Origin of the sequence: Pseudomonas sp. Ost2 (assembly GCF_018326065.1) — a bacterium.
Lineage (GTDB): Bacteria > Pseudomonadota > Gammaproteobacteria > Pseudomonadales > Pseudomonadaceae > Aquipseudomonas > Aquipseudomonas gingeri.
In genome coordinates this window covers 7231376-7252652 of the sequence record NZ_AP021904.1, presented here as the reverse complement: position 1 = coordinate 7252652, position 21277 = coordinate 7231376, and the positions used below count along the sequence as shown (strand labels likewise).

The 21277-nt window shown below is 62.5% G+C and carries 20 protein-coding genes; 11 read left to right on the top strand and 9 right to left on the bottom strand.

Translation table 11 applies throughout. The features are described from left to right. Nucleotides 1-18: 18 nt before the first annotated feature. Nucleotides 19-555 carry a DUF3299 domain-containing protein gene (locus KI243_RS32290; RefSeq protein WP_017124174.1) on the top strand — a complete coding sequence of 179 codons (537 nt, stop codon included), beginning with the start codon at nt 19-21 and terminating at the stop codon, nt 553-555. A gap of 33 nt (nt 556-588) precedes the next feature. Here the strand turns inward: KI243_RS32290 and KI243_RS32285 are convergent, their stop codons facing one another. Both KI243_RS32285 and KI243_RS32280 read right to left on the bottom strand, forming a co-directional pair. Continuing rightward, complete coding sequence (locus KI243_RS32285) at nt 589-1491, bottom strand: D-hexose-6-phosphate mutarotase (protein ID WP_212810296.1); 903 nt, start codon at nt 1489-1491, stop codon at nt 589-591. Nucleotides 1492-1545: 54 nt separating this feature from the next. Then, nucleotides 1546-1947: an acyl-CoA thioesterase gene (locus tag KI243_RS32280; protein ID WP_017124176.1), complete on the bottom strand. Its 402-nt coding sequence runs from the start codon at nt 1945-1947 to the stop codon at nt 1546-1548. Between the two features lie 425 nt (nt 1948-2372). Here KI243_RS32280 and KI243_RS32275 point away from each other — a divergent pair, with 425 nt between their 5' ends. Further along, the gene (locus KI243_RS32275; protein ID WP_017124178.1) at nt 2373-3662 is read left to right on the top strand and encodes an MFS transporter; all 1290 of its coding nucleotides are present in this window, start codon (nt 2373-2375) and stop codon (nt 3660-3662) included. Nucleotide 3663: 1 nt separating this feature from the next. On the opposite strand, the gene KI243_RS32270 is transcribed toward KI243_RS32275, so the two are convergent. Both KI243_RS32270 and KI243_RS32265 read right to left on the bottom strand, forming a co-directional pair. Beyond that, nucleotides 3664-4164, bottom strand: a complete 501-nt coding sequence (locus KI243_RS32270; protein ID WP_212810295.1) for a type II toxin-antitoxin system VapC family toxin — start codon at nt 4162-4164, stop codon at nt 3664-3666. Continuing rightward, the gene (locus tag KI243_RS32265) at nt 4161-5219 is read right to left on the bottom strand and encodes an XRE family transcriptional regulator (RefSeq protein ID WP_212810294.1); all 1059 of its coding nucleotides are present in this window, start codon (nt 5217-5219) and stop codon (nt 4161-4163) included. Before KI243_RS32265 ends, KI243_RS32270 begins: the two co-directional genes overlap by 4 nt. Nucleotides 5220-5557: 338 nt before the next feature. On the opposite strand from KI243_RS32265, the gene KI243_RS32260 reads away from it, so the two are divergent. From KI243_RS32260 to KI243_RS32230, 7 genes are all read left to right on the top strand, one after another. Next, complete coding sequence (locus KI243_RS32260; protein WP_017124179.1) at nt 5558-6559, top strand: phosphate ABC transporter substrate-binding protein PstS; 1002 nt, start codon at nt 5558-5560, stop codon at nt 6557-6559. Between the two features lie 451 nt (nt 6560-7010). Continuing rightward, nucleotides 7011-9044 carry an ABC transporter permease subunit gene (locus tag KI243_RS32255; protein ID WP_177118229.1) on the top strand — a complete coding sequence of 678 codons (2034 nt, stop codon included), beginning with the start codon at nt 7011-7013 and terminating at the stop codon, nt 9042-9044. A 15-nt stretch (nt 9045-9059) separates the two neighbouring features. Next, a complete protein-coding gene (gene pstA, locus KI243_RS32250) occupies nt 9060-10730 on the top strand; it encodes a phosphate ABC transporter permease PstA (RefSeq protein ID WP_017124181.1) in 1671 nt (556 codons plus the stop codon). Between the two features lie 172 nt (nt 10731-10902). Continuing rightward, entirely contained in the window at nt 10903-11736 is an 834-nt protein-coding gene (gene pstB, locus KI243_RS32245) for a phosphate ABC transporter ATP-binding protein PstB (protein ID WP_017124182.1), read from the top strand. Between the two features lie 119 nt (nt 11737-11855). Then, the gene (gene phoU / locus KI243_RS32240) at nt 11856-12617 is read left to right on the top strand and encodes a phosphate signaling complex protein PhoU (protein ID WP_017124183.1); all 762 of its coding nucleotides are present in this window, start codon (nt 11856-11858) and stop codon (nt 12615-12617) included. Between the two features lie 161 nt (nt 12618-12778). Then, a complete protein-coding gene (locus KI243_RS32235; RefSeq protein WP_177118208.1) occupies nt 12779-13699 on the top strand; it encodes a response regulator in 921 nt (306 codons plus the stop codon). Between the two features lie 153 nt (nt 13700-13852). Then, nucleotides 13853-14749, top strand: a complete 897-nt coding sequence (locus KI243_RS32230; RefSeq protein WP_017124185.1) for a peptidoglycan DD-metalloendopeptidase family protein — start codon at nt 13853-13855, stop codon at nt 14747-14749. Between the two features lie 129 nt (nt 14750-14878). Here the strand turns inward: KI243_RS32230 and KI243_RS32225 are convergent, their stop codons facing one another. The 3 genes from KI243_RS32225 to phoB all read right to left on the bottom strand — a co-directional run bounded on the left by KI243_RS32225 (nt 14879) and on the right by phoB (nt 18401). Beyond that, complete coding sequence (locus tag KI243_RS32225; protein WP_042934555.1) at nt 14879-16222, bottom strand: hemolysin family protein; 1344 nt, start codon at nt 16220-16222, stop codon at nt 14879-14881. A gap of 123 nt (nt 16223-16345) precedes the next feature. Next, on the bottom strand, nt 16346-17668 hold the full coding sequence (gene phoR, locus KI243_RS32220) for a phosphate regulon sensor histidine kinase PhoR (RefSeq protein ID WP_017124187.1): 1323 nt from the start codon (nt 17666-17668) through the stop codon (nt 16346-16348). A gap of 43 nt (nt 17669-17711) precedes the next feature. Further along, nucleotides 17712-18401 carry a phosphate regulon transcriptional regulator PhoB gene (gene phoB, locus KI243_RS32215; RefSeq protein WP_003176964.1) on the bottom strand — a complete coding sequence of 230 codons (690 nt, stop codon included), beginning with the start codon at nt 18399-18401 and terminating at the stop codon, nt 17712-17714. A gap of 153 nt (nt 18402-18554) precedes the next feature. On the opposite strand from phoB, the gene KI243_RS32210 reads away from it, so the two are divergent. Further along, on the top strand, nt 18555-18932 hold the full coding sequence (locus tag KI243_RS32210; protein ID WP_017124188.1) for a hypothetical protein: 378 nt from the start codon (nt 18555-18557) through the stop codon (nt 18930-18932). A gap of 501 nt (nt 18933-19433) precedes the next feature. On the opposite strand, the gene ubiA is transcribed toward KI243_RS32210, so the two are convergent. Together ubiA and KI243_RS32200 are read right to left on the bottom strand one after the other, a co-directional pair. Then, nucleotides 19434-20324, bottom strand: a complete 891-nt coding sequence (gene ubiA / locus KI243_RS32205) for a 4-hydroxybenzoate octaprenyltransferase (RefSeq protein ID WP_017125594.1) — start codon at nt 20322-20324, stop codon at nt 19434-19436. Continuing rightward, nucleotides 20324-20887: a chorismate lyase gene (locus KI243_RS32200; protein WP_017125593.1), complete on the bottom strand. Its 564-nt coding sequence runs from the start codon at nt 20885-20887 to the stop codon at nt 20324-20326. The genes ubiA and KI243_RS32200 overlap by 1 nt, the downstream gene beginning before the upstream one ends. A gap of 217 nt (nt 20888-21104) precedes the next feature. Here KI243_RS32200 and KI243_RS32195 point away from each other — a divergent pair, with 217 nt between their 5' ends. Then, nucleotides 21105-21272 (top strand): rubredoxin, encoded by a 168-nt coding sequence (locus tag KI243_RS32195; protein ID WP_017125592.1) that lies wholly within the window; start codon nt 21105-21107, stop codon nt 21270-21272. The last annotated feature ends 5 nt before the right edge of the window (nt 21273-21277 follow it).

Here is a 21277-nt window from a genome sequence, read left to right as displayed (position 1 = left end):
CCTGTTGCCGAGCCCCTCATGCGCCGTCTTCTGTTGACACTCCTTTTGCTGGGCAGCGGCCTGGCCCACGCCGGCGAGCTGCCGGAAACCGACTGGCTGGAACTGATGCCCAAGTCGGACCAGAAAGCCCTCGAAGAAATGCCGGAAATCAGCCATGACTCGCCTGAAGCCAACGGCACCTTTACCGCCAAGGGCGGCTTGAAGCAGAGCAAGGGCCTGCCGGCGGTGATGTATTCGACCAAGACCGTCGCCGCCATGAACGGCAAGGACATTCGTATCGGTGGCTATCCGGTGCCGCTGGAAACCGACGCCAAGGGCCGCAGTACCCTGTTTTTCCTGGTTCCCTATCCGGGTGCCTGCATCCACGTGCCGCCACCGCCGCCGAACCAGCTGGTGCTGGTGCGTTATCCCAAGGGCCTGAAGCTGGACGATATCTACACGCCGCTGTGGGTGACCGGGACCCTGAAGATCGAGAAGGTCAGCAACGACCTGGCCGATGCGGCGTATGCGCTGGATGCGGGTAAGGTGCGGGTGGTGAAGGAGTCGGATCTTTGAGGGTGGCGAGCGGGCAAGCCCGCTCGCCTCATGTCAGGCCAGCGGGCTGCTGCCGATAGTCACGCCCAGCGTATGGCTGGCACCCGGTGCCAGCGTCACCACGTCATCCATCACGTTCGCGGTTTCGATGCAGAGCATCTTCTGCCAGCCGTCGTCGGCCATGTCGGTGAACTGGCTGGCGCGGCCGATCCACGGGTTCCAGATCACCGCCGAGCGCGAGCCGCTGGTGTCCAGCTCGATCCGCCGTTCCCAGGTCGGGTCGACAATGCTCAACTGCGCCGGCGCATCCTGGTAGATGCGGTCGGTTTCACCGACGAAACGCAACTCGCCCTGTTGCCGGGCCGGCTTCCAGTCATCCGCCGTGTCGATATAGGCCAGGCCGTCCACGCCTTCGACATGCACGTTGCGCACATCGCTGACGGCGAAATAGGTGTGCAGTGCCTGGCTGAGGGTGACCGGATGATCGTCGAGGTTTTCGCTGGAGAGGCTGATCCGCAACCGTTCGCCCAGGTGAATCGCCAGCTTGAGGCCGACCTTGTGCGGCCAGCCGGCAAAGCCACCTTCGGGAGCCGGCACGGCGAATTCCGCCAGCACGCCGTCGTCGTCGGCCTGGATACCGAGCAATGTCCACTCCAGCGTCCTGACGAAGCCATGGGCGGTTGGCGGCTCGCTGCTCTGGCGCATCGCCTGGACGCTGTCCGGGTTGCGCGCGAAGACCCCGAACCACGGCCAGCACACCGGCACACCGGCGCGAATGCTCTTGCCGTGCTTGAACTCGGCCTGGTCGTTGAGCCAGATCAGCGGCGGTTGCCCGGCCAACTGATAACTGAGGATATGCGCGCCTTGCTGGGCTACCAGCAATTCGGCCTGACCGTGGCGGATCCGCCAGCAGTTCAGTTCATCCAGCTTGACCGTTTCAACGTAGGGCGTACTCATGGTGTTCTCGCTCGGCAACAGGAACTGCAATGGACCGCAAAAAACCGCCCGGGTTTAGCGCCGTGGCGGTACGGAGCGGGTGCGACCGCTGCCGTCGATGGCGACGAACACGAACACCGCCTCGGTGACCTTGCGCCATTCGCTGGACAGCGGGTCGTCGCTCCACACCTCGACCATCATCTTGATCGAGCTGCGGCCGATTTCCAGGGCCTGGGTATAAAAGGACAACTGCGCGCCGACCGCGACCGGCACGAGGAACGCCATGCGGTCGATGGCGACCGTGGCCACGCGCCCGCCGGCCACCTTGCTGGCCATCGCCGTGCCGGCGAGGTCCATCTGGTTGACCAGCCAGCCGCCATAGATGTCGCCGAAACCATTGGTTTCACGCGGGAGCGCGGTGATTTGCAGGGCGAGGTCGCCTTGCGGGATTGGGTCTTCTTGTTCGAGTTCGATCATACGGGGGGTGCCTCTGACCCGTGACGCTACGTTGGTACTGCCGGTGAATAGCCGTCTTCAGGAAAAACGATTCAGCTCGAACATACTACGTTCGTCACGTTTCTCTAAGGCGTACTAAAGGGAAACTCTGCGAAACCGGCTGGAATGGGTTTCCAACGACGTTTTTGCACAGCATCCATCAGGGCGACACTGACCAGTATATCGATCGACCCGCTCGACTACGACCATCAGAAAGCCCTTTCGATCGCTCTATATCGGGCCATCATTTACTTTCTGAAACATTTTGTTGTTTTTTCCTGCCCTGTGCACCTCTCCTTGGCGACACTGCCCCCGCCCGCGAGACCTTTTTGCGCTTTACCGTTTTCCTCCTCCCCGGCTTGTGCGATCTTTGCGGGCCTGCCTATCAATACAAGAGAAGCCTTGCAATGAGCACTGTGTCTCCCAGCCTTGCGCAACCTTCGCGCCCGCTGACCCGTAATGACTACAAGACGTTGTCGCTGTCTGCCCTGGGAGGTGCGCTGGAGTTCTACGACTTCATCATTTTCGTGTTCTTCGCGGCTGTGGTGGGCAAGTTGTTCTTCCCGGCGGACATGCCCGAGTGGTTGCGCCTGATGCAGACGTTCGGCATCTTCGCCGCCGGCTACCTGGCGCGGCCGCTGGGCGGAATCGTCATGGCGCACTTCGGCGACCTGCTGGGGCGCAAGAAAATGTTCACCCTGAGCATTTTCCTGATGGCCGTGCCGACCCTGATCATGGGCCTGCTGCCGACCTACGCGCAGATCGGCATCTGGGCGCCGATCCTGCTGCTGTTGATGCGGGTGATCCAGGGCGCCGCAATCGGCGGTGAAGTGCCGGGCGCCTGGGTCTTCGTCGCCGAGCACGTTCCGGAACGGCAGATCGGCTTTGCCTGCGGCACCCTGACGTCGGGCCTGACCGCCGGCATCCTGCTGGGCTCGCTGGTGGCGACGCTGATCAACAGTGTCTACACCCCGGTCGAAGTGAGCGATTACGCCTGGCGGATCCCGTTCCTGCTGGGCGGTGTGTTCGGCCTGTTCTCGGTATACCTGCGGCGCTGGCTGCATGAAACCCCGGTGTTCGCCGAGCTGCAGCAGCGCAAGGCCTTGTCCGAAGGCATTCCCCTGGGCGCGGTATTGCGTGATCACCGCGGGGCGATCGTGATCTCGATGCTGCTGACCTGGCTGTTGTCGGCCGGCGTGGTGGTGGTGATCCTGATGACCCCGACCGTGCTGCAGACTGCCTACCACTTCGCCCCGACCGTCTCGCTGGAGGCCAACAGCCTGGCGACGGTCTGCCTGACGTTGGGCTGCATCATCTCCGGCGCACTGGCCGACCGTTTCGGCGCGGGCCGCGTGTTCGTGGTCGGCAGCCTGGCGCTGATGACAACGTTCTGGACCTTCTACAGCAGCCTGCCGACCCACCCCGAGTGGCTGTTCCCGCTGTATGCCCTGAGCGGCCTGTTCGTCGGCACCATCGGCGCCGTGCCTTATGTCATGGTCAAGGCTTTCCCGGCGGTGGTGCGCTTCAGCGGCCTGTCGTTCTCCTACAACCTGGCGTACGCGATCTTTGGCGGCCTGACACCGATGGTCGTCACCCTGCTGCTCAAGGAAAGCCCGATGGGCCCTGCGTATTATGTTGCAATAATTTGCAGCGTCGGCGTGCTGGTCGGCGGCTACCTGTGGGCGAAGGGCCGCTAGCTTATAGAAGCTGACACCCTCGCCAGCGGCTGATCCGGGCACGGCATTCCTGCTCGGGTAGCCGTGCCCCCTGAGCTGTCATGCTTTCCAGTGAGTCGGCTGCCCGGGCGGGGGGGACGACAGTGTGCTCCACCATCAGATCCAGCAGCCAGAGCGCTCCACGTACCTGTAGCCCGTCACGTAACGCCTGGCGCCTGAGTCTGCCATCCCCGGTCAGAAGCGGGCGCCCGGTTTCCTGGGCCAGTAAATAGCATGAGACGTCGGCCAGGGAGCTGTTGTTGTGTTCTATCTTGAGCGTGAACAGCCTCATGACCCCATCACCGTCAAAAGATTCGACCCGTAATCCATGGGCAAGTAGCTCTTCGCGGGGGAAATCTTTCAATTCTGCCAATACGAAGTCAGTGCAACACAAGGCGAACGGTAGCCTGAACAACTGCTCCAGCAATCCGGCATTTCTGAAGTCGATCCAGATATTCGTATCGCTGACGTAGATCAGACTCATGCACTCTCCAGTGATCCCAGAAAGTTCGGGTCAAGGGCGGTCACGGGCTTGCGTAGAAATTCGGCGGCACGAGACTGGGTGATCAAGCCTTCCGCATATCCCCAGAACACCAGTGATTCGAAGCGATGGGGAGCCCTGCATGGCATGGGCTCGGGTTCTGATTTGCGCCAGCCGTTGGCGCTGAATCGAATGATGAGGGATTTATAGCCATTCTCGCTGAGCAGATTCAGGTCCTTGAGCCTGCGTAACGCCGCGTGCATCGAGAGTCCATATTGGCGCTTGGCAATCAGCAGTTCGCGTGGATGTACTTTCGATCTGGGGTGATGACCGAAATCGCCGATCACGCATTTGGCCGGATAAAGGAAAGCCCCAGCGAAGCGATGGCAGCAGTTTTCCTTGTCCCGCTCAGGCATCGCCTCGGGGAGTCGCATGACCCAGTGCCCCAGCTCATGGGCAGCGGTGAACCTGATGCGTTCACCGGGACGTTCGCCATTGAGCGCAATCAGCACATGGTGTCCGTCACGGGTGGCGGCACAGGCACCGTCGAAGTCATCCGGCCCCTTGAGCATGACCACCTTGATCCCATGTTCTTCCAGTTGCTCGCTCAAGTGGGAAACCGGGTCGCCACCAATGCCCCAGAATTCTCGCAAGGTCTGTGCGGCCTGCTCTGCCTCGTCGGCACAGGTCACGGGAATCATCTGGGCGGGAGTGGTGGAAGTGAGGATATCCAGGGGGTCGAAACACGCTTCCAGAGCTATATAACGCTCAAGGTATTCGCGCATCTGCTCTTCAACCTGAACCTGGCGGTACCGGGGCATCCTGGCCAGTTTGCGAAACTCCAGGGGAGCCAGCACCACCGAGTGCGCGCGGAAGAAGTACTCAGGGCTCATATCCAGAGCCCTGGACAATTGCAGCAGGCGTGTAGAGCTCGGAGTCACCAACCCTTTCTCATACTTGCTGAGGGCCTGCTTGGTGATATCCCCCATCTGAAGTGCCAGGGCCTCGAGAGTCATGCCTCGTAGCAGCCGGGCCTGGCGGATTCGGTCGTTGATCATGAAACCTCCTCAAGGTTGACAAATTTGTATTTTAGCTATGTTTTGTCAACTGTAGAGAAGTTTCAAGATGTAGCCGATCGCTGCCGATTGCCTGGGCTCAGACCTGGATGGTGGCGGCAATGGTTTACAGAGTGTTTCTAAATGATGCGGAGCTTGTGCTGGGAATCTGGCTGAACGCGTGAAAATCCAAGGTTTTCAGGGGCTTTTCACAAAGATTGGGATCGTTCTGTTTGATGCTGGCCTTTCATCTAATTGTCACATACCAGTCATAGAGTGTTCATGCGGCCTGCCGATACTTGGCCCCGATCCAACTTAACCCTCTCTGCTAGGAGCAAGGCATGAAACTGAAACGTTTGATGGCGGCAATGACTTTTGTCGCTGCTGGCGTCGCGACTGCCCACGCGGTGGCCGCTGGTGTAGACCCGTCCATTCCGGCCTATACAAAAGTACAAGGCGTGTCGGGCAACTTGTCCAGCGTCGGTTCCGATACCCTGGCAAACCTCATGACCCTGTGGGCCGAGGGCTACAAGAAAGAATACCCGAACGTGAACATCCAGATTCAGGCCGCCGGTTCCGCCACCGCGCCACCTGCCCTGACTGAAGGCACTTCGAACCTGGGCCCGATGAGCCGCAAGATGAAGGACACCGAACTGGCTGCCTTCGAGCAGAAGTACGGCTACAAGCCGACCGCCATCCCGGTCGCTGTGGACGCCCTGGCGGTATTCGTGCACAAGGACAACCCGATCCAGCACCTGACCATGGAACAGGTCGACGCGATCTTCTCCTCGACTCGTCTGTGCGGCGCCAAGGCCGACGTCAAGACCTGGGGCGACCTGGGCGTGACCGGCGACCTGGCCAACAAGCCGGTCCAGCTGTTCGGTCGTAACTCGGTATCCGGCACCTACGGCTACTTCAAAGAAGAAGCCCTGTGCAAAGGCGACTACAAGCCTAACGTGAACGAACAACCTGGTTCGGCTTCCGTCGTGCAGTCCATCAGCTCCTCGCTGAACGGTATCGGCTACTCGGGTATCGGCTACAAGACCGCCAGCGTGAAAACCGTTGCCCTGTCGAAGAAAGGCAGCACCGAGTTCATCGAAGACAGCGAAGAAAACGCACTGAACGGCAAATACCCGCTGTCGCGTTTCCTCTACGTCTACGTCAACAAGGCACCGAACAAGCCTCTGGCCCCGCTGGAAGCCGAGTTCGTGAAGCTGGTTCTGTCCAAGCAGGGCCAGGAAGTTGTCGTGAAGGACGGCTACATCCCACTGCCAGCCAAGGTTGCCGCCAAGGCACTGGCTGACCTGGGCTTGAGCGAAGGCGGCAACGTCGCCAAGAAGTAAGCCTTGAGCCGGAGCCCCAGGCTCCGGCATGTGGGAGCGGGTTTGCCCGCGGAGCTTGTGGTGTCCCCGGGGCACCTTCGCGGATAACCGCGCTCCCACACACCAATTTCCGAATCCGCTGCCAGCCACGCTGGGCGGCGGCTTCCGTGCGTCACTGCACTGTCATCTTTCTGTCATACAGGATCGCTAGGGTGTGCGCATGAACGATCTGGCCAATTCCACCATGACTACAACTTCTCCCCCGAAGCGCATTGACTTCAATACGCCTGAACTCAAGCGCAAGCGTCGCATTCGCGCGCTCAAGGACCGCCTGACCCGCTGGTATGTGTTTGTCGGCGGCCTGGCCGTCCTGGCGGCGATCACGCTGATCTTCTTCTTTCTCGCCTATGTGGTCCTGCCCCTGTTCCAGGGCGCTTCGCTGACCGCGGAAAAAGCCATTACCCCGGCCTGGATGCGCGATGCCGGCAACCCCCTGATGATCTCCCTGGAAGAACAGAATCAGGTGGGCATGCGGGTTTCCGACCAGGGGCAGGTGCTGTTCTTCTCCGTTGCCGATGCCACTGAACTGTCGCGGGTCAACCTGCCGCTTCCGGCGGGCACCAAGGTGACCTCCATCAGCAAGGACCAGCCGGGCATCCCGCTGGTTATCGTCGGTCTGTCCAATGGCCAGGCCCTGGTGTTCCGTCACACCTATAAAGTGACGTACCCGGACGGCAAGAAGACCATTTCCCCGGCGGTCGAATACCCCTACGGCGAAACCCCGATCACCCTCGATGGCCAGGGCCACGCGCTTGAGCACGTGAACCTCAACGCCAGCGAAACGACACTGGTCGCCGTGGGCTCCAACGGTGCGCAACTGCACGTGCTGGCGCTGACCAAGGAAGAGAACATGATGACCGGCGAGGTCACCAGCGAGCAGAAGAGCATCGATCTGCCGCAGATGACCGAGCCGGTGAAAGCCATCTACATCGATCCGCGCCAGCAATGGCTGTACGTGATCAACGGGCGCGCCCAGGCCGACGTGTTCAGCCTGCGCGACAAGAGCCTGAACGGTCGCTACAAGCTGCTGGACGATGCCAACACCGAAGTGACCGCCAGTACGCAACTGGTGGGCGGTATCTCGCTGATCATCGGTGACTCCAAGGGTGGTCTCGGCCAGTGGTTCATGGCCCGCGACCCGGATGGCGAGCTGCGCCTGAAACCGATCCGCAGCTTCCAGATGGGCACCACGCCAATCGTCGAGATCACTGCCGAAGAGCGTCGCAAGGGCTTTGTCGCCCTGGATGCCTCCGGCAAGCTCGGTGTGTTCCACAGTACCGCGCACCGCACGCTGCTGGTGGACCAGGTGGTCGACGGTCCGGGTATCTTCGGCCTGTCGCCGCGGGCCAACCGGGTGATCGTCGAGCAGGGTGGCAAGATCCAGCCGCTGGAACTCGACAACCCGCACCCGGAAGTTTCCTGGAGCGCGCTGTGGAGCAAGGTCTGGTACGAGAACTACGACGCACCCAAGTACGTCTGGCAATCGACCGCCGCCAACACCGACTTCGAGCCCAAGCTGAGCCTGTCGCCGCTGACCTTCGGGACCCTGAAGGCCGCGTTCTACGCCATGCTGCTGGCCGCACCGCTGGCCGTCGCCGCCGCGATCTACACCGCCTACTTCATGGCCCCGGGCATGCGCCGCAAGGTCAAGCCGGTGATCGAGCTGATGGAAGCGATGCCGACGGTGATCCTCGGCTTCTTCGCCGGTCTGTTCCTGGCGCCGTATGTCGAAGGGCACCTGCCGGGGATCTTCAGCCTGCTGATGTTGCTGCCGATCGGCATCCTGGTCGCCGGTTTCGCCTGGAGCCGCCTGCCCGAGTCGCTGCGCCTGCGGGTGCCGGATGGCTGGGAAAGCGCGATCCTGATCCCGGTGATCCTGTTCGTCGGCTGGCTCTCGCTGTTCATGAGCCCGCACCTGGAGACCTGGTTCTTCGGCGGTGACATGCGCATGTGGATTTCCCACGACCTGGGCATCACCTACGACCAGCGCAACGCCCTGGTGGTCGGCCTGGCCATGGGTTTCGCGGTGATCCCGAACATCTACTCGATCGCCGAAGACGCCGTGTTCAGCGTGCCGCGCGGCCTGACCCTGGGCTCGTTGGCCCTGGGCGCCACGCCATGGCAGACCATGACGCGGGTGGTGATCCTCACCGCCAGCCCGGGTATCTTCTCGGCGCTGATGATCGGCATGGGCCGTGCCGTCGGCGAGACCATGATCGTGCTGATGGCCACCGGCAACACCCCGGTGATGGAGATGAACCTGTTCGAAGGCCTGCGCACCCTGGCGGCCAACGTGGCGGTGGAGATGCCGGAGTCGGAAGTGGGTGGTAGTCACTACCGCGTGCTGTTCCTCTCGGCACTGGTGCTGCTGCTGTTCACGTTCATCATGAACACCCTCGCGGAACTGATTCGTCAGCGTCTGCGCAAGAAATACTCGTCGCTTTAATAAAGGTAGAAGTCTGTGAAACAGAACTCCCTGAACAGTTGGTTCAAGAGCGGCGCCCCTGGCGTCTGGATCAGCGGTGGTGCGGTGTCCATCGCAGTCATCATGACCATCGGCCTGCTGGCGGTGATTGCGGTTCGTGGCCTGGGCCACTTCTGGCCGGCGGACGTGGTCCACGCCCAATACAGCGTGCCGGGCCAGACCGCCCAGGTCGTGGTCGGCGAAGTGGTGCAGAAGGAAGAAGTGCCGCGTGCGCGTCTCAAGTCGGCCGGCCTGCCGGTGCCGGATCAGGGTCCCGAGTTCATGACCCGGGAACTGATCAAGGTCGGTAACCGCGACCTGAACGGCAACGACTTCACCTGGGTCGTCGGCGAGTGGCTGACCGACCAGAGCACACCGGCGGATCTGATGACCGTCGAGCGTCGTGAGTGGGGCAACTTCTACGGCACCCTGGTCAACGTCAAGGAAAACGGCAAGATCATCGCCGAAGGACAGGCCGCCTGGCCTGAGCTGCAGGCGCGTATCGACCGTGTGAACGACCTGGCCAAGCAGCTCAAGAGCCTGGAAAAAACCGATATCGGCGCGATCAACGCCGGCCTCGAGCGGATTCGCCTGCATGGCCGCAAGCTCGAGCTTGAAGGCAAGCTCGACGCCACTGCCCAGGCCGACATGGATGCCGAGAAGGCCGAGCTCAATGCCCGTTACCAGGCCATCGAGGCCCGCCTCGGCGACCTGCACAGCCAGTTCAACCGCGACAGCCTGACGGCCCGCGATGGTAACGGCAGGGAACTGGAGATCGGCATCGGCAAGGTGGTCCATGCCTACCAGCCGAACGCCATGGGCACCATGACCAAGGTGGGTTTCTACTTCAGCAAGGTCTGGGAATTCCTCAGCGACGACCCGCGTGAAGCCAACACCGAGGGCGGGATCTTCCCGGCGATCTTCGGTACCGTGATGATGACCCTCATCATGGCGATGATCGTGACACCGTTCGGCGTACTGGCGGCGGTGTACCTGCGTGAATATGCCAAGCAGAACACCCTGACCCGGGTGATCCGCATTGCCGTGAACAACCTGGCGGGCGTTCCGGCGATCGTCTACGGCGTGTTCGGCCTGGGCTTCTTCGTCTACGTGCTGGGCGGTTCGCTCGACCGGCTGTTCTTCCCCGAAGCCCTGCCGGCGCCGACCTTCGGTACCCCGGGCCTGCTCTGGGCCTCGCTGACCCTGGCGCTGCTGGCGGTGCCGGTGGTGATCGTGGCGACGGAGGAAGGCCTGGCGCGGATTCCCCGCACCGTGCGTGAAGGTTCGCTGGCCCTGGGCGCGACCAAGGCCGAGACGCTGTGGAAGATCGTCCTGCCGATGGCCAGCCCGGCGATGATGACCGGCATGATCCTCGCCGTGGCCCGCGCCGCCGGTGAGGTGGCGCCGCTGATGCTGGTGGGTGTGGTGAAACTGGCGCCGTCGCTGCCGGTGGATGGCAACTATCCGTACCTGCACCTGGACCAGAAGATCATGCACCTGGGCTTCCACATCTACGATGTCGGCTTCCAGAGCCCGAACGTCGAGGCGGCGCGTCCGCTGGTGTATGCCACGGCGTTGCTGCTGGTGCTGGTGATCGCCACGCTGAACCTGTCGGCCGTGTGGATCCGCAACCACCTGCGCGAGAAGTACAAGGCGCTGGATAGTTAACAGGTTGGCATGCAGCTTGTGGGAGCGGGCTCGCCCGCGAAGGGGCCGTCACGGTCGCCAGAAACTTCGCGGGCAAGCCCGCTCCCACAGTAGTCCGCGTCCAGCCAGATATTGACCGGGAGCCCGCGAAGCGGCGTTCCGAAATGAATTTGTCAGCGCAGGGAGTTTACCCATGCAGCATGAAACCCATACCCACGGCATCAACATGTCCGCCCTGGGCCGCAGCAAACAGAGCCTGGACCTGGCAAGCGAAACCGTGGCCATCGAAGTCCCCGGCCTGAGCCTGTTCTACGGCGAGAAGCAGGCGTTGTTCGACGTCAGCATGAACATCCCCAAGCAGCGCGTGACCGCCTTCATCGGCCCGTCCGGCTGCGGCAAGTCGACCCTGCTGCGCACCTTCAACCGGATGAACGATCTGGTCGACGGCTGCCGCGTACAGGGCGAGATCAACCTCTACGGCAACAACATCTACCGCAAGGGCGAGGACGTCGCCGAGCTGCGCCGCAAGGTCGGCATGGTGTTCCAGAAGCCGAACCCGTTCCCCAAGACCATCTATGAAAACGTGGTCTATGGCCTGCGCATCCAGGGCATCAACAAGAAGCGCATCCTCGATGAGGCCGTGGAATGGGCCCTCAAGGGCGCGGCCCTGTGGGATGAAGTGAAGGACCGCCTGCACGATTCGGCACTCGGCCTGTCCGGTGGCCAGCAGCAGCGCCTGGTCATCGCCCGTACCATCGCCGTGGAGCCGGAAGTCCTGCTGCTCGACGAACCGTGCTCGGCGCTCGATCCGATCTCGACCCTCAAGGTCGAAGAACTGATCTACGAATTGAAATCCAAGTTCACCATTGTCATCGTGACCCACAACATGCAGCAGGCGGCTCGGGTTTCCGACTACACCGCGTTCATGTACATGGGCAAGCTGGTTGAATTTGGCGACACCGATACCCTGTTCACCAATCCGGCGAAGAAGCAGACCGAAGACTACATCACCGGTCGTTATGGCTAGGAGCAGTGGCGAGCCGCGGGCCAAGAAGCGGCGCAATGGAAGCCGAGCGAGTTCAGATCAACCCATAACTGCTTGAAACGTGCAGCCTGAAAGCTGCCTGTTTCGCGGAGCGAATCCCGATGATTGATAAAGACGGTCTTACCCACCATATCTCCGCGCAGTTCAATGCGGAGCTGGAAGAAGTACGCAGCCACCTGCTGGCCATGGGCGGGCTGGTGGAAAAGCAGGTCAACGACGCGGTCACCGCGCTGATCGAGGCCGATTCGGGCCTGGCCCAGCAAGTGCGCGAGATCGATGACCAGATCAACCAGATGGAGCGCAATATCGACGAGGAATGCCTGCGCATCCTCGCACGTCGCCAGCCGGCGGCGTCCGATCTGCGGCTGATCATCAGCATCTCCAAGTCGGTGATCGACCTCGAGCGCATCGGCGACGAAGCGACCAAGATCGCCCGGCGCGCCATCCAGCTGTGCGAGGAAGGCGAGGCGCCGCGTGGTTATGTCGAGGTCCGGCATATCGGCGACCAGGTGCGCAACATGGTGCGCGACGCACTGGACGCCTTCGCCCGCTTCGACGCCGAGCTGGCGTTGTCCGTGGCGCAGTATGACAAGATCATCGACCGTGAATACAAGACCGCCCTGCGTGAGCTGGCAACCTACATGATGGAAGACCCGCGCTCTATCTCGCGGGTCCTGAGCATTATCTGGGTGCTGCGCTCGCTGGAACGGATCGGCGACCACGCGCGCAATATTTCCGAACTGGTGATCTACCTGGTTCGCGGCACCGACGTGCGGCACATGGGCCTCAAGCGCATGCGCCAGGAAGTTGAGGGTACCTTGTCCGAAACCGCTAATGTTCCCGGCGAAGCTGACGATAAGTAAGATTGCCCGAGAGAAACGCCCGGCCTTAGGTCGGGCGTTTTTGTTTGTGGCGCATGAATTTTACGCGCACCCGCGAACGATAAAGTCCCGGCGTGACTCATCAGTTTTGGGCAAATAGCCATTAGCCAGTATGCTGGCCGGGATTTTTAGAGGAATGGTCAATGAGTAAAGTCAGTGTGTTGGTGGTGGATGACGCATCGTTCATCCGCGATCTGGTGAAAAAGTGCCTGCGCAACTACTTCCCGGGCATCCGGATCGAAGACGCCGTCAACGGTCGCAAGGCCCAGGCGCTGCTGGCGCGCGAAGCGTTTGACCTGGTGCTGTGCGATTGGGAAATGCCCGAGATGTCCGGTCTGGAACTGCTGACCTGGTGCCGTGCCCAGGACAACCTCAAGACCATGCCGTTCGTGATGGTCACCAGCCGTGGCGATAAAGAGAACGTGGTGCAGGCGATCCAGGCCGGTGTGTCCGGCTACGTCAGCAAGCCCTTTACCAACGAACAGCTGCTGACCAAGGTCAAGCAGGCGCTGCACAAGGTCGGCAAGCTCGATGCCCTGATGAACAGTGCCCCGACCAAGGCCAACTCGGCCTTTGCCAACGACTCCCTCAGTGCGCTGACCGGCGGCAAGGCTGCTGTGGTGGTGCCTGCGGCCGCTGCCGCGCCTGCCCCGGCCCCCAGCAAGGGTTTGCTCAACAGCCCGCCGGTACGCCCCGCTGCGGCGCCGGCAGCCAGTGCGGCCACCGGTGGTCGCGGCCAGGGCCAGTTGCGCCTGTCCAGCGGCACCCAGCAATGCGTGATCAAGGCGCTGAGCATCAAGGAAGCCTTGCTGGTGGTGCGCCGTAGCGAGGTTCTGCCGCAAGTGCTCGAAAGCGCCGTGCTCGACCTGGAGCAGGGCGACAACGCCGAGATCGCCCGCCTGAACGGCTACCTGCACGCGATCGTTGCCCACGAACCGAAGCCGGACAGCGACTGGCTGCAACTGACCTTCCGGTTTATCGACCAGGATGCCCAGAAGCTCGACTACATCTCCCGCCTGATCGCCCGCGGCACCGCCCAGAAGCACTTCGTACCCGGGGCCTGAGGCTTTGCCTGATAACGCGGTGCGCCTGATGCGCCGCGTTGTCCGTCTCCCTGGTCGCTGCTTTCCGACAGTCGCCGATGCCTGCGTGATTAACACAAGCTCCATCTCCACCTGCTAGGCTGGCGCTCACGTTCGATTCGGCGATTTCCGCTTATGCTGCTGCGCTTGCTGTTTTCCTGCGGCCTGTTGATGGTCGCCACCTCGGCTGCGGCCATGACGATCTACAAGTACGTGGACGCCAATGGCGTGGTCTCGTACAGCGATCGTCCGGCGCCCGGTGCGCAGGTGTTTGTGTTCCGCGATCGGATGGTCGAGCACCTGGAACGCCAGGTGCACCTGGATATCCGCAAGCAGAAAGGGGGCGACAGCGTCTATGTGCGCAACGACCTGTATGCGCCGGTGGAGATCGAGCTGGGTTTCGGCGCGCTGAAGAACGTCAGCGGCGCGCCGTTGCAGCCGATCCGCAAGGTGCTGCCGGCCCGCAGCAGCCAGCGCCTGGCGCTGCTCACCGCGACCCGGCCCGGGCAGCCGTTCCTGTATACCCCCAAGTTCCGCTATTCCCTCGGGGATCCCTCGGGGCAGGCCCAGGGCTATCGTTACCCGTTGCCGTGGCGTGGCGGGCCGTTTCGCCTGACCCAGGGGCCGAACGGTCCCTACAGCCACTTCGGCGCCAAGAGCCGCTATGCGATGGACATCGCCATGCCGGTGGGCACGCCGATCATCGCGGCGCGCGGCGGGGTGGTGGTCAAGACCGAGAATGCCCAGTCCGGACGTGGCTCGGACCCTTCCGGCAACTTCGTCCGGGTGCTGCACGACGACGGCACCATGGGCGTCTATCTGCACCTCAAGCAAGGTTCGGTCAGTGTACGCGAAGGCCAGCACGTGGCGGTGGGCAGCCCGCTGGGGCTGTCGGGCAATACCGGCAACAGCACCGGGCCGCACCTGCATTTCGTGGTGCAGCGCAATACCGGGCTGGGGCTGGTATCGATTCCGTACCAGTTCAACCAGCCGGTGGAGGCCTTGCCGAACTTCGCGGTAGGCGGGCAGTGACACCGCCGACTTGAATACACAGCCGCTGCAGGAGCCGGCTTGCCGGCGATTGCGGTGTGTCAGTCGGTAGGCACGTCGGCTGCTGGATCGCTATCGCCAGCAAGCCGGCTCCTACAAGGACCGCGGGTATCAGTCGAGCTTGAGCACCTTGGCCAGGATGATCTTCGGACCCTTCATCTTCTTGATGATGATGCGCAGGCCCTCGACTTCCATCACTTCTTCCTCTTCCGGCACCCGTTTCAGGGTTTCGTAGATCAGCCCGGCGAGGGTTTCGGCTTCGATATGGTCCAGGTCGATGCCCAGCAGGCGTTCGACCTTGAACAGCGGCGTGTCACCCCGCACCAGCAGCTTGCCCGGCTGGTAGGCGAGGATGCCGCGCTCGGCCTTGCGGTGTTCGTCCTGGATATCGCCCACCAGGACTTCCAGCACGTCTTCCATGGTCAGGTAGCCGATCACCTTGCTGTCGGCTTCCTCCACCAGGGCGAAGTGCGAGCCGCCCTGGCGGAACTGTTCCAGCAGGCGCGACAGCGGCATGTGCTTGGACACGCGCTCCAGCGGGCGGGTCAGCTCGGCCAGGTTGAACGACTCGGGAATGTGGTCCAGGGCCGCCAGTTCCAGCAGCAGGTCCTTGATGTGCAACAGGCCGACGAACACGTTGCGTTCGGCGTCGTACACCGGATAACGGCTGAACTTGTGGCGACGGAACAGGGCGAGGATTTCCTTGAGCGGCGCGTTGCAGTCCAGGGTCACCAGGTCTTCCCGGGAGTTGGCCCAGTCGACCACTTCCAGCTCGCCCATTTCCACGGCCGAGGCCAGCACGCGCATACCCTGGTCGCTCGGGTCCTGGCCACGGCTGGAGTGCAGGATCAGCTTCAGTTCTTCGCGGCTGTAGTGGTGTTCGTGATGGGGGCCGGGCTCACCCTGGCCGGCGATCCGCAGGATGGCGTTGGCGCTGGCGTTGAGCAGGTAGATGGCCGGGTACATCGCCCAGTAGAACAGGTACAGCGGCACCGCGGTCCACAGCGAGAGCAGTTCCGGCTTGCGGATTGCCCAGGATTTCGGGGCCAGCTCGCCGACCACGATGTGCAGGTAGGAAATGATGAAGAACGCGGTGAAGAACGACACGCCCTTGATCACTTCGGGAGAGTTCACGCCGACGGCGCCGAGCACCGGCTCCAGCAGGTGGGCGAAGGCCGGCTCACCGACCCAGCCGAGGCCCAGGGAGGCGAGGGTGATACCCAGCTGGCAGGCGGACAGGTAGGCGTCCAGCTGGCTGTGCACGGTGCGCAGGATCTGTCCGCGCCAGCCGTTCTTGTGGGCGATGGCCTCGACCCGGGTCGAGCGCAGCTTGACCATGGCGAATTCGGCCGCAACGAAGAAGCCGTTGAGCAGAACCAGGATCAGAGCAAAGAGAATCATGCCGAAATCGGCGAATATCGTGGCGAGGGTCAAGCTACTAGGGGAAGGGTCCATGATGGAGTTTTACGGGTTCCGTATTTCAATTTGAGGTGTGTTTCGGTACCTGAAGGGCAGGCACAAGTCATCCAATGTAGCGGCACATGGGCCGGTTGCCTAGTGGCCTGGCACCATCGGTGCTCAGGCGGACAGGTTGTTTTTGTGCGCGCGGGTCACTTGCGCGGGGACGAAATGGCAGGTGAAGGTGCTGCCGTGGCCCAGTACGCTGCTGATTTCCAGGCGGGCGCGATGGCGCAGCAGCACGTGCTTGACGATGGCCAGGCCCAGGCCCGTGCCGCCGGTGTTGGAGTTGCGGCTGGAGTCGACGCGGTAGAAGCGCTCGGTCAGGCGCGGCAGGTGTTTGTTGTCGATGCCGATGCCCGAATCCTGCACGCTGAGGTGGGCACCGTGTTCGTCGCCCCACCAGCGGATGCGGATATTGCCTTCGGCCGGGGTGTATTTGACGGCGTTGAACACCAGGTTGGAGAACGCGCTGCGCAATTCCGCCTCGCTGCCCTTGAGCCGGACGCTGTCGTCGGCCTCCAGGGTGATGGTCTGGTTGCGCTGCCCGGAGAGGGCCTGGGCATCGTTGCGGATCGACTGCAGCAAGGTGTCGATGCGCACCGGCTGGTTGTCCGACGGGTAGTCGGTGGCTTCCAGCTTGGCCAGCAACAGCAGGTCATTGAGCAGGGTCTGCATGCGCCCGCCCTGCTGCTGCATCTGCTGCAGCGCGCGGACCCAGCGCGGGTTCACTTCCTCGACGTTATCCAGCAGGGTTTCCAGGTAACCGCAGATCACCGTCAGCGGGGTGCGCAGTTCGTGGGAAACGTTGGCGATGAAGTCCTTGCGCATCTGTTCCAGCTGGTGGATGCGCGTGACATCGCGCACCAGCATCAGGTGTTCGTTATTGCCGTAGCGGGTGATGTACAGCTGGATGCGCATGCGGTCGTTGGTCGGCGACGGGATCTCCAGCGGCTCGGCGTAGCTGTCCTGCTCGAAATATTCCTTGAAGCGTGGGTGGCGGACCAGGTTGGTCACCGGCTGGCCGCTGTCCTGCGGGGTCTTGAGGCCAAGCAGGGTTTCCGCGGCGCGGTTCCACCATTCCAGGTTGCCGTCGCTGTCGAGCATGATCACCGCGTCCTTGAGGGCGGCGGTGGACTCCTGGACCCGGTCGATCACCGCTTGCAGGCGCCCGCGCACGCGCTGGTCGCGGCGTTGCAGGTGATAGATGCTGTCGAATACATCGCCCCACAGGCCATAGCCGTCCGGCGGTGCTTCGTCGGGTTTGTGCTGGCGCAGCCATTCGTGCAGGCGCAGCAACTGCTTGAGGGTCCAGCCCAGGTAAATCCCCAGGCCGGCAGCCAGCGCCCAGCCGTAATAGCCGCTGATCAGGCCGACCAGCAGGCAGGCGGTCACCAGCAACAACAGATGGCGGATCAGGGTGCCATGCCAGTTTTGATTCACTTCAACATGCGTCCTTGTCAGCAATCATTGCGCGAAAAGCGGCTCAGCCCTTGGTGGAAAACCGATAGCCGGTGCCGCGCACCGTTTGTACCAGATTCTCGTAGGCATCGCCGAGGGCTTTGCGCAGACGGCGGATATGCACATCAACGGTACGCTCTTCGACATAGACGTTGCCGCCCCAGACCTGGTCCAGCAACTGCCCGCGGGTGTAGGCGCGTTCCTGGTGGGTCATGAAGAACTGCAACAGACGGTATTCGGTGGGGCCCATTTCCGCGGGCTTGCCGTCGATGGTCACGCGATGGCTGATGGGATCGAGCAGCAGGCCACCGACTTCGATTGGCGCTTCACCGTCGGTCGGACCGGCGCGGCGCAGCACGGCCTTCAGGCGGGCGACCAGCTCGCGGGGGGAAAAGGGCTTGGTGATGTAGTCATCGGCGCCGACTTCAAGACCCTGGATCTTGTTGTCTTCCTCACCCTTGGCGGTGAGCATGATGATCGGGATATCGCCGGTCAGTTCGTCGCGCTTGAGGCGCCGGGCCAGTTCGATACCCGAGGTGCCGGGCAGCATCCAGTCGAGCAGGATCAGGTCAGGTTTGCGGTCGACGATGATCGCATGGGCCTGCTGGGAGTTTTCGGCTTCCAGGCAGTCATAGCCGGCCATTTCCAGGGCGACAGCGATCATCTCCCGAATCGGGGCTTCGTCGTCGACGATCAGAATGCTCCTGCCAACCATATCCCTTAATCCTCTTGTCATTTAACTGTCTTGCGCCGCATTAGATAACGAAATTATTGCAGTCATGTGACAGCTTTTCCGCGAGGCCGACGATTGTCATTTCCATGGGCTACGCTGGGAGTTCGAATCTACAACCACAAAAGGAAGGTTCTGATGACTCATTCTTCGTTTTCACTGAAAGCCCTGATGGTAACGGCGGCATTGACGCTGCCGACCCTGGGGTTCGCCGCCGAGCCGGCCATGATGAAAGACGGCAAGATGGTCGATGGCAAGGGCATGACCCTGTACACCTTTGACAAGGACGCCGGCGGCAAATCCATGTGCAATGACAAGTGTGCCGAGAACTGGCCACCGATGATCGCTGCGGAGGGCGCCAAGCCCGAAGGCAAGTGGACACTGATCAAGCGCGCCGACAACAAGATGCAGTGGGCGCATGATGGCAAGCCGATGTACACCTACAAGGACGACACCAAGCCTGGCGACATCAATGGCGACGGTAAAGGCGGCATGTGGCACGTAGCCAAGCACTGATCCGACCCGGTCTCCTGTAGGAGCCGGGCTTGACGATGTTCGGCGGTGACACACCGCCCTGTAGGAGCCGGCTTGCTGGCGATAGCGGTGGCGTAGCTTGCATCGTCATCGCTGGCAAGCCAGCTCCCACAAGGTCCCGGGCTTGACGATGTTCGGCGGTGACACACCGTCCTGTAGGAGCCGGCTTGCTGGCGATAGCGGTGGCGCAGCTTGCATCGTCTTCGCTGGCAAGCCAGCTCCCACAAGGTCCCGGGCTTGACGATGTTCGGCGGTGATACACCGCCCTGTAGGAGCCGGCTTGCTGGCGATAGCGGTGGCGTAGCTTGCATCGTCATCGCTGGCAAGCCAGCTCCCACAAGGTCCCGGGCTTGACGATGTTCGGCGGTGACACACCGTCCTGTAGGAGCCGGCTTGCTGGCGATAGCGGTGGCGTAGCTTGCATCGTCTTCGCTGGCAAGCCGGCTCCCACGGGTCGGGTTGTGTCCCTTCGGACCCGGCCGGTCAGCGCAGCGCGTAATCCAGCACCACGCCGATAAAGATCGCCAACCCGGCCCAGTGGTTGTGCAGGAACATCTGGAAGCAGCGCTGCGGATCGCGGTCGCGGGTTCTCCAGAACTCCCAGGCAAAACACGCCGCGGCCACCAGCAGGCCGGCATGGAACCAGCCGCCCAGCTCGAAGCGCGCGCCGGCCAGCAGCAGGCAGCCGAGCATCAGGCCCTGCAGGGTCAGGATAATCACCCGGTCGGCGTCGCCGAACAGGATGGCGGTGGATTTCACCCCGATCTTCAGGTCGTCCTCGCGGTCGGTCATCGCGTAATAGGTGTCGAAGGCCACCGTCCACATCAGGTTGGCGATATACAGCAGCCAGGCCGCCATGGGCAGGTTGCCGTCCTGGGCGGTGAACGCCATCGGGATGCCCCAGGAATACGCCGCCCCCAGCACCACCTGCGGGTAATAGGTGTAGCGCTTCATGAACGGGTAGCAGGCCGCCAGGGCCAGCGCGCCGAAGGACAGCCAGACCGTGGTCGCGTTGGTGCACAGCACCAGCAGGAAACTGATGCCCATCAGCAGGGCGAACACCGCCACCGCCTCCTTGCCGCTGATCCGGCCCGCCGCCAGCGGTCGCTGCTCGGTGCGCTTGACGTGGCCGTCGACCTTGCGGTCGGCGAAATCGTTGATCGCACAGCCTCCCGCCCGGGTCAGTACCACGCCGAAGGTGAAGATCAGCAGGTGGCTCAGCGATGGCGCGCCCTTGGCGGCAATCCACAGCGCGCTGAGGGTCGGCCACAGCAGCAGGTAGATGCCGATGGGCTTGTCCATCCGCGTCAGTTGCAGGAAGTCCCAGGCGCGCGGGTGCAGGCGGTTCATGGACTTGAGCAGGTTCAGGTACATCAGCAGGCCTCCCGGTCGGCATTCACGGCCTGCCACAGGCTCGGCAGGAAGATTTCCGCCACCAGCAGGCTCAAGGGGCCGCGATTGAAGCGTGAGCGCCGGCCCCAGAGGTCATCCACGCGGTATTCCGTGGGCAGCCACTGCGCCGGGTAGCGACAGACCTCGATGGCCTGGCGTTCGAATGCCTGGTCGCAGAACAGCAATTCACCCAGCGAGCGGCTGCCCAACTCGTCCATGTTCAGTCCGCCTTGCCGCAGGGCGCTCTGCGCCGCCACGCTGCGGGCGAACACCCAGGGCTGGCCATGGCCGCGCAGATACACCTCGCGCACCCAGCCGAGGCTGGCGGCGGGCAGGTCCAGGGCACTGCACTCGTCGTCGCGCAGCGGTTGCCAGCCTTCGAACAGCGGCGTGACACTGAAGGCATTGTCGGAAAGTCCGGTCAGACGGCGGGTCAGCGAGCCCTCGTCGAACAGCCAGTCGAGGGTGTGGGCGTCGGGCGGGGTCGCCAGCCGGCTCTGTGGGAGCCAGGTGGGAGACGCCGGGAATGGGGCTTTGTACGGCACGATGGGCAGTTGATTGGCAGCCAGTGAGGCGGCGAGCTTATCACAGGGTGTCCGGCCAATTAGAGCGCTTGGGCGGCCACTGCTAGCGATCGTGCTTGCATCTGCCGGCTTCGATCAGTACAAAACGCCCTGAGCCGGACGGCAACGCTGCACCCATCGATCGTCCGCGCCGTAAAACGCCTGGGAACCGAGGAAGCATTGAAATGAAGGTAGCGAAATGAAGAAGTGGCAATGTGTGGTCTGCGGCCTGATCTACAACGAGGCCGAGGGTTGGCCGGATGACGGCATCGCACCCGGCACTCTCTGGCAGGATGTTCCGGAAGACTGGCTGTGCCCGGACTGTGGCGTCGGCAAGATGGATTTCGAGATGATCGAAATCGCCTGATTGAT

Coding starts and splice junctions, on each gene's coding strand:
- KI243_RS32280 (WP_017124176.1), bottom strand. CDS start 1,947: ATGATCGAACTCGAACAAGAAGACCCAATCCCGCAAGGCGACCTCGCC.
- phoU (WP_017124183.1), top strand. CDS start 11,856: ATGATTGATAAAGACGGTCTTACCCACCATATCTCCGCGCAGTTCAAT.
- pstB (WP_017124182.1), top strand. CDS start 10,903: ATGCAGCATGAAACCCATACCCACGGCATCAACATGTCCGCCCTGGGC.
- KI243_RS32260 (WP_017124179.1), top strand. CDS start 5,558: ATGAAACTGAAACGTTTGATGGCGGCAATGACTTTTGTCGCTGCTGGC.
- ubiA (WP_017125594.1), bottom strand. CDS start 20,324: ATGTACCTGAACCTGCTCAAGTCCATGAACCGCCTGCACCCGCGCGCC.
- KI243_RS32255 (WP_177118229.1), top strand. CDS start 7,011: ATGCGCGATGCCGGCAACCCCCTGATGATCTCCCTGGAAGAACAGAAT.
- KI243_RS32235 (WP_177118208.1), top strand. CDS start 12,779: ATGAGTAAAGTCAGTGTGTTGGTGGTGGATGACGCATCGTTCATCCGC.
- KI243_RS32290 (WP_017124174.1), top strand. CDS start 19: ATGCGCCGTCTTCTGTTGACACTCCTTTTGCTGGGCAGCGGCCTGGCC.
- KI243_RS32285 (WP_212810296.1), bottom strand. CDS start 1,491: ATGAGTACGCCCTACGTTGAAACGGTCAAGCTGGATGAACTGAACTGC.
- KI243_RS32265 (WP_212810294.1), bottom strand. CDS start 5,219: ATGATCAACGACCGAATCCGCCAGGCCCGGCTGCTACGAGGCATGACT.
- KI243_RS32275 (WP_017124178.1), top strand. CDS start 2,373: ATGAGCACTGTGTCTCCCAGCCTTGCGCAACCTTCGCGCCCGCTGACC.
- KI243_RS32210 (WP_017124188.1), top strand. CDS start 18,555: ATGACTCATTCTTCGTTTTCACTGAAAGCCCTGATGGTAACGGCGGCA.
- phoB (WP_003176964.1), bottom strand. CDS start 18,401: ATGGTTGGCAGGAGCATTCTGATCGTCGACGACGAAGCCCCGATTCGG.
- KI243_RS32230 (WP_017124185.1), top strand. CDS start 13,853: ATGCTGCTGCGCTTGCTGTTTTCCTGCGGCCTGTTGATGGTCGCCACC.
- KI243_RS32270 (WP_212810295.1), bottom strand. CDS start 4,164: ATGAGTCTGATCTACGTCAGCGATACGAATATCTGGATCGACTTCAGA.
- KI243_RS32225 (WP_042934555.1), bottom strand. CDS start 16,222: ATGGACCCTTCCCCTAGTAGCTTGACCCTCGCCACGATATTCGCCGAT.
- KI243_RS32195 (WP_017125592.1), top strand. CDS start 21,105: ATGAAGAAGTGGCAATGTGTGGTCTGCGGCCTGATCTACAACGAGGCC.